Raw genomic sequence first — 11,954 nt, forward strand, 5'->3', positions numbered from 1 at the left:
ATTATAGAACAAAATTGTTCTATAATCCGACGTTATATCAAATAGCGATAAGTTATAAGTAATTTCATCGAATTCCTATATCAAATTTATGATGCTGCTAAGAATCTGTATGTGTGAAAAAAGTGATTACCTAATAGTAGACAATCACTTTTTTTAATTCTAAAAAATGAATTAGTCTGAATTTAACTTTCTTCTTTCTTCAATGGTGAATGGTGTTCGGCAACAATTTTCCATCCGTCAGCCGTTTTTAAAAATAGTAAGGATATTTGGTCATTTACCACGACTAAGTCTTCTCCGAATTTAAGATGAAAATCAGAATGAAAGGTTACGTTAGCTACGTCGCCATATACTGCAATTTGTAAATCATTAGAATCAAATTTCACAACTTCAGTTAGTGCGCCAAAAACTTCACGTTCATAGGTCTCATTACCTGCACTGCCAACACGGGGTTCTCCCTTATTAAATTCGGTGAACTTTGGGCTGTAGGCGTGAAGGGAAATCAACTTATCCAAATCGCCGTCTTTAAGACTTTGTGCAATTGTGCCGATGGTTTCCATTATTTCTTGTTTTGATTCAGGAAATTCATCGTTTAATAAATCTACGGGCGCCATTTCCGATTGTGCCGTGCAACCTGTTGTGAAAAGTGCTAATAACAGCATACTAGCAAGTGTTAATTTTAATTTCATAATAAAAAGTTTTAGTGATTATTTTTAAATGAAGTACAAGATGATCTCGCACCCATATTTGAATAATCCAAAGATGGAAATAAGGGATAAACGCTACCTAACAATCATGTGGCAAGCTTGTTAAGCTTTTGTACATGGATTTAAATTATGATGCAGAATCTTTAAATGATGTTGAAGAGATAATTTGACGGGTTAATTTTCTGAAGAGGTTTTAATCGGTATTCCGATACTAGGAAATCCAACTTTTTCATAGAGATTTTTGTAGCGTGGATCTTTTCTAATTGGCGCCAACAAAGGTTCTTCTCTTAGCCAAGTCATTTCTACCTCATGTCTATCATAAGATTTTTGGAGCCAATCAAGGGCTCTTTCATAATCATTTACAGTACAATAGTACATCGCCAAAAACCAAGCGGGGCTACCTGATGAATTTTCAAAGTAACTGGTGTATAGTTCAGTCAAATAGGTGCTGGTAAGTTCAGAATCGCCATCCATTTGAGCATATACAGCATTCAACCACATCAATATGGGTGGGTAATCTGAAAATTGCGATAATATTTTTCCAAGTTGAATCTTTGACTTTTCATATTCGCCTAGGTAGTAATACAGTTTTGCAGACTCCCGTAAATAAAACCAGTTTCCGTTATACAGTGGGTCTGTTTGGGTTAATATTTCTCTAGCTTTATTAGCAGAACCCAAATAAAATAGTGCCTCTGCTCTAAAAAACGGATAAAATACATTTGAAGGATCATTGATGCTAAAACGTTCAATTGCCCTAAGGGTTTCTTCAGATCTTCCGGTTTTAATGGGATAATCAAGTGAAATAACAGATGGCTTGTCATTTACAGAATTGCTCACTATATTTTCATAAGACTGTTCTACAAGTTCAAAATTCCAATCATAAAAAAACCTTCCGGTATCAAGTTCTTCGGCTACTCGTTGATTGTCTGGTTCTATTTTTAGCGCTTGTTGCAGTAATACCTTTGCATTACTCCAAGCCATTTGCTGATCATAAAAACCCCAAACTGACCCGCCCATATGCCAAACATTAGCCATGTCTATATAAGGTTCTACAAAAATCGAATCTGCTGCAATTGCCTTTTCATAAAGTTTGATAGCATTTGAATATGATAGCTCGTTTCCCTTTTGCTTTTGAAACTCTCCTTGAAGATAATAGGAATACGCTTGTTTACTTTTAGTTGGTATTTCTTTAATAGCGACCAACTCGTTTTCAGAGATGGTAGCCTTCATATTTTTAGCCACAGCCTCGACCACTTCGGCCTGCATTTCAAAAATCTCATCGCTTTTCCATTCCCTCGTGTATTCTTCGGACCAAAGATGCACATTGGAACGGCCATGAATGAGTTGCAGATTTATCTTGATTTTATTCCCAGAAAGTTGAAGATTTCCTTGAAGAAGATTCGCGACACCCAACTCCTTGGCGATTTCTTTAATCGGTTTTTCTGTTGACTTGTATTGTAGCGCTGAAGTAAACGGAATCACTTTTTCAATAGCGTTAACCTTTGTAAGCCTTGAGGTCACCGCATCGGTCATACCGTCTGAAATATATTCCAAATCAGGGTTTCCAGTCCAGTTTTTAAAAGGTAGAATGACTATCGATTTTTCATTAATAACATTGTTTTCATTCGTTTGAACAGATGTATCAGAGGAAGTGTCGTTAATATAGAAAGTAGCAATGGCACCAAATATGAAAAGTGTTACAAGAATCAGGATATTCTTGAAACCCTTTTTTTTAGATTTTGATACAGTAGTTTCAATGCTCGAATCATGCTCTTTTTTCGAAGAATAACTTTCGTCTTGTTCTTCGATATCAGTGGGAATTCTCGTCTTAACTTCACCGGGTGTATAGCCATGAAATTTATGAAAACAAGTATTGAAATAAGTCGCACTGCTGAAGCCAACTCGGTAAGCAACTTCTGAAGCCGTTACGTCTTCTAGCCTCAGAATTTCTAAAGCCCTTTTTAATCGATACTCTCTTATAAATTGGCTTGTCGAGATACCAAGTTGTTTGTGTAATTTCCGATGAAGGCTAGAACGGCTCATACCGACCGCTTGTGCTAGACTATCAACTCCGAATTGGTCGTTATTCAAGTTCGATTCGATTTCTTTAGTCAGTCTGCCAATCAATGTTTCCCGTGTTAATTTTTTTTGGGAATTATTTGATTGATTGTCGTCAGTGCTCATTTAGATATTAGAATTTCATCAGGGCAAAGTATTCCAAATTACAGAATTTCAAAAGAACTTGTTTGAAAAAATCAAATCATTTTGATAATAATCAATTTATTCCCATTTCACACACATTGCCTTCCCTCCTGCACTCGGTCAGTTAATAAGTGTTTATTCATTGTTTATAATTGTTTTTATAGGTATTCATGAACCTCGTACCTCGGTTTCATTACCTTATTATGAAGAAAGTTTTAGAAAGAAAAAAATCAAAGAAGATGGTAACAACTTTGCCCTCGCACCGTCTCGCTCAAATAATAAAGATTTTCAATCTTTATTATTATGCCGTAACCAAAGCTCAAGTTACCCTTCGACTCCGCTCAGGATAAACTTCACGCGGAACATTATGATACAGATTGATATATAAGTATTTTTTGGTTCAAAATAGCTATTAATCCTTAATGCATCGCACCGAATTAGCGGCTGTAGCTTTATGACCATTGTATCTTATCATTCTCTCCCAATCACTCAAAACCCAATCAGAAGCACGGTCATTACTTATGGTTGTAGCTGACCAAAAGGTCGCATTTAATGAGAAAGCGAAGTAACCACTGCCTACAGTGCCGTGTCCATAGGGCATTGCTGCGAACAAGCTTTTATTGGTTCCTTTAGTAGCTCCTTTCCATAATTCATTCGTGCTTTTTAAATGTTTTGCTGCTGATTTAACTCCTCCAAACAAATCTGCTAATTGCCTCCATTCCTCATCATCTGGTAAATGCCAACCGTCAGGGCAAGCCTTCATTGCAGCAGACCAGATATAAAGTCTTCCCATAATCTCGCAGTTTGAATCATAATCATCATAGCAATACGAACTTTCTGTTTTGTAGTTTAAGTTTTGCGCCATCCAGGTCATTGTGGATATCGAATCTTTACTGTGTTTAATCTCATAAGTGACTGTTTTATAGCTATAGCCATCGCGTTGATCAGTAAATGACCCCACTGTTTGGGCAGCCGCCGAAAACTGAAATAAAACAATCGTAACTAAAATTAGTCTCATACTCATAAGTTGCTTTTATTGATTTTTTAGTGCGTCTGTAGGATTTTTTATAAACACTGTCCTAATCTGCCAGCCAATGGTTAAAAGGCCTATTGATAGCATAATGACTAAACCTGAAAGTGAGTCAGACACCTTTATTTCAATGCGATGTATAAAATCATTTAGCACCATACTGTCAACAATATATAGTGCGACAGGAATAACTATTGCGCTTGAAACCAACACAATAATTAAAAACTCACGGGAAAGTAATAGAAATAGATTTTGCAATTTTGCCCCTAACACTTTTCGAATACTGATTTCTTTTTTTCTACTTTCAAGGGTATAAACCGCCATACCCAGTAGACCTAATGTTGAAATAGAGATAGCTAAAAAAGCAAGAAAGGAAACAATTGTAAAAGTCGTTTTTTCACGCTCATACACTTTCGCTATCTGGTCATCATAAAAATGCGCCTCAAAAGGGTGAATAGCATCATGTTTGCGATACTCGACTTCTAATTTTGCTAAGGTGCTTTGTAAATTTGCACTTGAGATTTTTACATTTAGCGATTTGTATTGGCTTGCTTCATTGGCTTGCACAAAAGCGAAAGATTCAAATATTTCTTTGGTAAGTGCAATGCTAATGAAGTCCTTAACTACACCTTGTATTTGAAGTGAATTACCGTCATACAAAATAGTTTTACCAATAGCATCAGCTGCTGAATCTAAGCCTAAGGTTTGTAAGCCTTTCTCATTAATAATGACGTGATTTTGAGTTTGACCCTCAGCCAATGACCTTGTAAATCCTGAACCTGCAAGAAATGATAATTCGTGCATACTCAAGTAAGAATCATCTACTTGATTCACTAAAAAAGGGGTTGGTTTTGGATTATCTTTTGACATTACCATCCCGACGGACATGCCATCACCTCCCACACCCAATACCCAAGAAGACTTTGAGGTTTCAAGAACTTCGGGTAGTTTGGCAATCTCGGCTTCAAGCAGATTAATATAATCACCTTCTATGGGAATGTTTACAATGCTTTCGGTAGAATATCCTAAATCATAATCCAAACTAAATTTGTATTGCTTAAATACTAAAACAGCACAGACGATGAGTCCTATTGAAATGGCAAATTGAAAACCAGTTAACACCTGTCTTAAGTTAACACCTTTTGAAAACAGTTTAAACGTACTGGCATCTTGAAATGCATTCAAGGCTTTATATTTTGAAAGTAAAAATGCGGGCTGAAAACCTGCAAGCAGGCCAACAATAAAAGTGAAACCAATAAAATAAGCTATATGTATATAATTGATTTTTAGAGAAAACATATCGTGACCCATTGCAGCTGGATTTGGCAGATTGAGAAATTGCGGTCTTATTATAAAAAACAAAACCAAACCTACCAATAAGGCGAAAAATGCAAGAACCAAGGCTTCCATAATAAATTGTGTAAAAACTTGAGACCTACTGGCACCCATCACTTTTCGGATTCCAACTTCCTTCGAACGCTTCAAAGCACGAGCCATTGACAGATTCGTATAATTAAAACACGCTGATATGAGTATAATCAGCATAAGGCCAAGCATAATTTTAATTTTACGTTCAGAAAACATGGGTCCCATTCTATTTGTATAGATATTGCTGGTAACGAAAGTTTCCATAGGTTGTAAAGAATGCCTAATGGGATGTTCGATTGTTTTATTATAATCTACCATAAGGTTAGCCATCGAACCAATAATATCTTCAGTTTTGGCCTGTTCATTTTGCACAAGGTAAACCGACACATCGTTTGTATTGTCGGGACTATTGATAGCACTTCCTGTTTCACTGGAAGGTTTTACCACTGTGGATAAAGAGACCAGTGCATCAAAACGCATATGAGAATTAATTGGTGGGTCGGCCACAACTCCGGTAATGACAACATTTTTGAAGTCTTCATTTTCTTCTACATTCAAAACCTGACCCATTGGGTTGGTATCGCCAAATAGTTTTCTTGCCGAAGATTGGGTTATTACAACACTATTGGGTTCAGATAATGAGGTTTGTGGATTGCCTTGTAACAACTTAAAAGAAAACACATCAAAAAAAGAAGCCGAGGTATAAAACCCATTGATACTAATGGCTTTACTTTCGGTTGTAAAATCTGCTGAAAGCCTATCTGCTCTCATAAAAACTACGTCTTCAATACCAGGAACCTGTTCTTTGAGTTGATTTCCAATATAGTAGGAAGCTGTACTAAGCTGTACTTCGCTACCTTTAGTACCCTGAACTCGGTGGGTCGTAACCTTATATATCTGGTCTTTTTGTGTATGAAAATCATCAAAAGAATAGAGTTCAGAAATTAGTAAAATCATTAAAATACCAACAGCTATGCTTAGGGACAGACCGAAAATATTGATAGCTGAAAAACCTAAGTTCTTTTTTAGACCTCTAACAGATGTTTTGAAGTGACTCTTATACATACCTGTAGGACTTATTGAATAATTCCAAGCTAAGCTTTTAATTAAATTAGGCCTCAATAGCTTGAATACTTCAAGAACATAAACCCAATTTGCTTGAATTGTAGAAAATTCTTGTCTATTGATTTGGTAAGTTTCTTCGAGGTCACCTTCAATTTCTTCAATATATTCCTGCTTTATAAAGAGTCTCAGGAATTTTAGAGCCCAATATGGCGGCATATTTTTCTTTTTCTTACTCATATGCCTTGCAAGCTGTATTTAGGTTGAGGGATTGATTTCCAAAGCGCTTCCCTTATTTCCTTTATTTCATTAAGTACTTTATGGGCATAAGAAGTTGCACTATAAATGCGTTTTCGCTTTCCTCCTCTTTTGTTGGTCGCTTCACCAAATTCCGAGGTCAAAAATCCTTTTTGTTCCATTCGTTTGAGAGCCGATTGTATGGATCCTACACTCAACGTTTGATTCAACCTTGTTTCAAGCTCTTTTTTTATTTCGACACCATAAGCTTCTTCTTCCAGCACAATTACCGTGAGTAGCACCAACTCTTCAAACTCTCCAAGTTTTGTTTTCTTCATTTTTCATATTATTCGTAATTGCAATAAATATACAAATTTATATTATTCGTAATTGTAGTTTTAATAATTTATTGTAGACTACACATTGGGAATCTATTTTCCCAAAACAAATAAAACCAGTACTATATATGAATCTTTTTCAACCGATCTCCTGTACGAAATGGTTTGTTATATCAGAAAAACATTTATATTTAGGAACGGAACATTTTTTGGCCTATCAACCCGAAGCATGTTTTAATCATTCATCAATTAATCAACATAGGATCATGAAACTCTTTAAGAAATTCTTGAAGTACGTAATTGTGCCCCTTCTCGCACTGTTACTTCTTATCGTTATTGTCTATTTCATAAAACCGAAGTTAGTCGAAGACACTGCAATCGCCCTACTCTACCCTACCGTAACCATAGAAGAACAATACCAAAACAAGTATACTATAGAAGTACCTGCAATGAACGAGCTTATGTACATTGCGTGTAGTTTAACACAAACATTTCAGGAAGATGAAAATCTTATCAGTACTACCACACCTGAATATTTAAACGATGTTTCGGCACATTTTGCTCCATTAAAAAATCATGCTTTGGTGCAACTGTTGGAAAGTCAGCTAAAAGGCAATGCGTACTCACAAATACAACCTACGATACGTTTTTTCTCGTTAAATTATCAAATTACACCGGAAAACACCATCCAAGAACAGGAAGTTTTTCACGTAAATGGCCTACTCCTTCAACTTTTTAAAAGCAAGGTGTTTTATTATCCAGATCATTTGGAACTGATTGAAGACTTTGCAAAAAAGTCCGACTTTTATTCCTTTTATACCGAACATCAACCTTATTACGAAAATCTTATCAATCGTTTTGATCAACTCTGTGACATACAGGAAAGTTGGGATTTCCTAGAGGCGCACTTTCCAGAAAGATACAATTCGTACCGCATTATATTTTCGCCATTAACCGGTGGTTTTCACAATACCTTACCGGGACTTAAAGACCCAAGGAATGAAAAATACCAAGCTTGGTTGTTTGTTTCTCCTCCTCCAAGAATCGCTTTAGATTCTCTTTCTGAAGACGAATTAGAGATTGCAAAAAGCAAATTTACACGACAGTTGTTTACAGAAATGGACCATAACTATGTCAATCTGGCAACCGACAAATTTCTAAAACTGTTGGATGAAACGATACCCGATTATAAAAAATGGAACACCCGAAAAAGAGGTTATTCTAGCAACTATTCTACCTTTAACGAATATATGACTTGGGGTGTTTTTGGATTGTACGCCCGTAACGCATATTCCAAAAAAAACATAGACACCATTTTATTCATTCATGAAAATATGATGGTAGCTAGCAGGGAGTTTGTCCATTTTCCAGATTTTCAAGAACAGTTGCATTCATTATCCAAAGACCATAACGATTACACCAATATGTATCCGGCGCTGTTGAAATGGATGGATACGTATAACAATTAGCTATTGATTTAGGCCACCTAGTTCATGTTAAAAGGCATTGATATGAACCATACTACTTTAGCTCTAACCTAAAAACCTGTTGTGCTTTGGTTTTTTGAAGTTATAATATGTACTTCATTTTGAAATTATGGTTTCACAAACGCTGGCACCACCGTTTCAAAAATAGGTTCCATTATTTTATCATCTTCACCATCATGACCTGAAATAACGATGGTTAAATCGAGCTCCTCAACCACGATGATTCGCTGTCCTCCCCCTCCCCTTGCTCATTGGGTCATTATTTTTATCAATAGGTATTCGTGAATCTTTAAAAGATTTGCCTTAAGCCAATCTTTTCTTGATTTCAGAAAAAAGAGTATTCCACTAAATTTTTAAAGAAACTTTTGGAAAGAAAAAAATCAAGAAAATTGGGTTAAAGAACTTCGCTTTTCACTAAAGCAAAGTTACATAACGCGGTACATTATAGTACAAATGCTTTACTGTAGCAAATTGCGCAAAATTTCTGTCATGATTAATATTTTCTTTGCTCTTGATGTCATTAGAATTTAAAAGAAAGCCCGAATGCGATTCAATATCTTTCGGGCCTTCTTGTTGAGATCAAATAGCTTTTATGTATTAATTGCGTGAATGCGAGTCATACACTTTCCCACTGATTTTCCATTTTCCGTTCTCCTTGTAAAGGACAAAGAAATCGGTAAAACGGAATCCTCCCCAGTCATAAAATTCAACTTTGGCCGCTGCTGCTGGTCCTGAAATATCGATCCATGCAATATGATGCCTTACATTCTTGGAAGGCCCGCCTTCGTCAACAATACCTTCGAACTGATCTGCTGTCACATTATATACTACACCATCTACAGAACCTACAACATGGGCATGGGCATAAAATGCTGAACGGCTTAACTTGCCATCGCCTGTCTTGGCGCTCTCGATGTAAGGTTGTAAGGCCTTGGCCACTTTGTTGTACTCATCAAAGCTCTGTTTTTCCTGCATTGTTCCCTTTTGTGCAAATGCGTTAAAGGCAATAAGGGAAAATACTAATATACTTAAGGTCTTCATCGGAATTTAGTTTTATGGATTAATTGTTTGCATGTGAATCGTACACCTTTCCACTGATTCTCCATTTCCCATCCTCTTTGTAAAGGACGAAGAAATCGGTAAATCTTAACCCGCTCCAATCGATAAACTCTACCTTGGCAGCTGCCGCTGGCCCCGAAATATCAATCCATGCAATATGGCTTTTTACATCCGGTGATGCACCACCTGCGTTTACTGCTTCACCAAACTCATCAGATGTCATGTTGTACAATTGTCCACCTATAGAACCTACAATATGAGCATGGTCGTAAAATGCAGTACGGCTCAACTTTCCATCACCTGTCTTGGCACTCTTGATGTAGGGCTGCAAAGCTTTTTCAACTTGCTTGTATTCATTAAAACTTTGAATTTCATCTGCCTTTGTTTCTTTTGTCAATTCTGTAACTGTTTCCATTTTTCTTATTATTTATTGTTGTATTAATATTTACTATTTGAACTTTCGTTTCAAAGGTGTTTCAAACCCTTAGCGCACTATCACTGTAATTAGTGCTAATTTTTATGATTTATCAGTTTTTAAGCACTATTCTATAACGTGCTTTGCCCTCCTCTAGATGTTGCATGGCCTCATTCACTTTTTCCATAGGAAACTCCTCCACTGTTGGATAAATTTCATGTCTTGCGCAGAACTCCAGCATTGTCTTGGTCAACTCGGGACTTCCAACGGTACTACCGCCTACCGTTTTATCTCCGGCAATCAAACTAAAGGCTGGGATTTCCATGGGTTCCAATACCGCTCCAACGGTATGTAGTTTTCCTTTTTTTGAAAGTGCCGATAGATAGGCATTCCAATCCAAATTAACATTTGTAGTATTAAGGATAAGTTTGAGTTTTCCCTGTACCGTTTCCAATTCTTTTGGATCTCTGGAGTTGATTACCTTGGACGCCCCCATAGCGAGGATTTCTTCTTTTTTATCTGGATTGGAAGAAAAGGCTATTACCTCACATCCCCAAGCCTTTAAGAATTTAAGGGCCAAGTGCCCAAGCCCTCCGATACCAATTACCCCAACTGCATCCGTAGGCTGCACACCTGCAATCACTATCGGGTTGAACACTGTTGCACCACCACAGAACAATGGACCTACTTTGCCCGAATCCATTCCTTCGGGAATGGGGATTGTCCATGACCAGTGTCCACGAACATGGTCGGCAAAACCGCCGTGTCTGTTTACGATAGTCTGTTCGGCAGTATCACACATATTATGGTCCCCGCTCATACAACTGGAACAGCTCATACAGGAGCCCGAAAACCAACCCATGCCCACGGTCTGTCCCACCTTAACATTTTTAACGGAACTTCCAATGGCAATGACCTCCCCTACTATTTCGTGGCCGGGTACCAGGGGATATTCTGTCATGCCCCATTCGTTGTTCATCATGCTCAAATCCGAATGGCAAACCCCACAATGGGTAACTCTGATATCGACATCTTCTGCCCCGATCTCTCCTAATTCGTAGGTGTACGGTGTCAATTTTCCATTAGGCTTTTGAACTGCGTATGCATTTACTTTCATCTGATTCTATTGTTTATGATTCTATTATTATTTACTATTAGAACGTTCGTATATAATGTGAAAAAAAAATTACCTTTCTATCATTTTCGTCATGAACGACTTGAACAGCCGATAGGACTCATCTTTTCCGGCTGCCTTGATGCGTGTCATCACGCCCTGTCTACTTGTCAGAAAGAACACTGCCATTTCTGAAGCCTTAAAATCTTTGGAAAAGACTCCGTTCTTTTGACCTTCCATGAAAAACCGCTCAAAAATGTCCTGCCATTTTTTGTAATTGCTGTCGGCCACCTTCTGGATGATCTCGTTCTGTCCGGCTATCTCACTGGTGAGGGTGCCGACCATACATCCTTCCTTACATGCCGTGGCCTCCAATCGTTCCAATTCTTCATTGAAAATTGTTTCCAGTCTTTCCGCATAAGGCGTATCATTCTCCAATAACTTAACGGTGAAGTAGGCCGCAACCTTGTCCCCATAATGCTCAAGCACCTTGGCGGCAAAGTCTTCCTTGCTCTTGAAATAGTAATAGAATGAACCACTAGGAATCTCTGCATTTTTCAAAAACTCCCTAAGACCCAAATTATGGTATCCCTTCTGGCTCAAAATCTTTATTCCAGTCTCTAAAGCTCTATGTATATTGTCTTTTTTCATTTTAATATTCGAACAGTCGTATATAAATCTATCTATTTACAAAAAAATTAAAAAATATTTGATTTTTTATTCGCTACATTAATAAAAACAGAAATATTGATAAAATATAACCACTCCATACACATATTATACCTACTCCCCTGCCCCTTACTCATTGGGTCATTATTTTTATAAATAGGTATTCGTGAATCTTTAAAAGATTTGCCTTAAGCCAATCTTTTCTTGATTTCAGAAAAAAGCGTATTCCATTACCATTTTTAAAGAAACTTCTTAGAAGAAAAAATCAG

At 37.0% G+C, this 11,954-nt stretch carries 10 protein-coding genes; 1 reads left to right on the plus strand and 9 read right to left on the minus strand.

Features of this window, described 5'->3' with window-relative positions:
- Positions 1–182 precede the first annotated feature (182 nt).
- From ACFSQJ_RS01395 to ACFSQJ_RS01415, 5 genes are all read right to left on the minus strand, one after another.
- Complete coding sequence (locus ACFSQJ_RS01395) at positions 183–686, minus strand: YybH family protein (RefSeq protein ID WP_377764963.1); 504 nt, start codon at positions 684–686, stop codon at positions 183–185.
- Between the two features lie 192 nt (positions 687–878).
- Entirely contained in the window at positions 879–2,888 is a 2,010-nt protein-coding gene (locus ACFSQJ_RS01400; protein ID WP_377764965.1) for a helix-turn-helix domain-containing protein, read from the minus strand.
- 430 nt (positions 2,889–3,318) lie between these two features.
- Positions 3,319–3,924, minus strand: coding sequence for a fibrobacter succinogenes major paralogous domain-containing protein (locus ACFSQJ_RS01405; protein WP_377764966.1), 606 nt, complete (start codon positions 3,922–3,924; stop codon positions 3,319–3,321).
- Positions 3,925–3,939: 15 nt separating this feature from the next.
- Positions 3,940–6,606 (minus strand): ABC transporter permease, encoded by a 2,667-nt coding sequence (locus ACFSQJ_RS01410; protein WP_377764967.1) that lies wholly within the window; start codon positions 6,604–6,606, stop codon positions 3,940–3,942.
- The gene (locus ACFSQJ_RS01415) at positions 6,603–6,941 is read right to left on the minus strand and encodes a PadR family transcriptional regulator (protein ID WP_377764969.1); all 339 of its coding nucleotides are present in this window, start codon (positions 6,939–6,941) and stop codon (positions 6,603–6,605) included. The genes ACFSQJ_RS01410 and ACFSQJ_RS01415 overlap by 4 nt, the downstream gene beginning before the upstream one ends.
- A gap of 266 nt (positions 6,942–7,207) precedes the next feature.
- Between ACFSQJ_RS01415 and ACFSQJ_RS01420 the strand changes: the two genes are divergently transcribed.
- Positions 7,208–8,410, plus strand: coding sequence for a DUF4932 domain-containing protein (locus ACFSQJ_RS01420; protein WP_377764970.1), 1,203 nt, complete (start codon positions 7,208–7,210; stop codon positions 8,408–8,410).
- Positions 8,411–9,025: 615 nt separating this feature from the next.
- Here ACFSQJ_RS01420 and ACFSQJ_RS01425 read toward each other — a convergent pair.
- The 4 genes from ACFSQJ_RS01425 to ACFSQJ_RS01440 all read right to left on the minus strand — a co-directional run bounded on the left by ACFSQJ_RS01425 (position 9,026) and on the right by ACFSQJ_RS01440 (position 11,667).
- Positions 9,026–9,469 (minus strand): nuclear transport factor 2 family protein, encoded by a 444-nt coding sequence (locus ACFSQJ_RS01425; RefSeq protein ID WP_377764971.1) that lies wholly within the window; start codon positions 9,467–9,469, stop codon positions 9,026–9,028.
- A gap of 19 nt (positions 9,470–9,488) precedes the next feature.
- A complete protein-coding gene (locus ACFSQJ_RS01430; RefSeq protein WP_377764972.1) occupies positions 9,489–9,902 on the minus strand; it encodes a nuclear transport factor 2 family protein in 414 nt (137 codons plus the stop codon).
- Between the two features lie 112 nt (positions 9,903–10,014).
- Positions 10,015–11,019: an NADPH-dependent aldehyde reductase Ahr gene (ahr, locus tag ACFSQJ_RS01435; protein ID WP_377764974.1), complete on the minus strand. Its 1,005-nt coding sequence runs from the start codon at positions 11,017–11,019 to the stop codon at positions 10,015–10,017.
- A gap of 69 nt (positions 11,020–11,088) precedes the next feature.
- Positions 11,089–11,667 carry a TetR/AcrR family transcriptional regulator gene (locus tag ACFSQJ_RS01440; RefSeq protein WP_377764975.1) on the minus strand — a complete coding sequence of 193 codons (579 nt, stop codon included), beginning with the start codon at positions 11,665–11,667 and terminating at the stop codon, positions 11,089–11,091.
- Positions 11,668–11,954 lie beyond the last annotated feature (287 nt).

Origin of the sequence: Croceitalea marina (assembly GCF_042684265.1) — a bacterium.
In the GTDB taxonomy this organism is placed as follows: Bacteria; Bacteroidota; Bacteroidia; order Flavobacteriales; family Flavobacteriaceae; genus Croceitalea; species Croceitalea marina.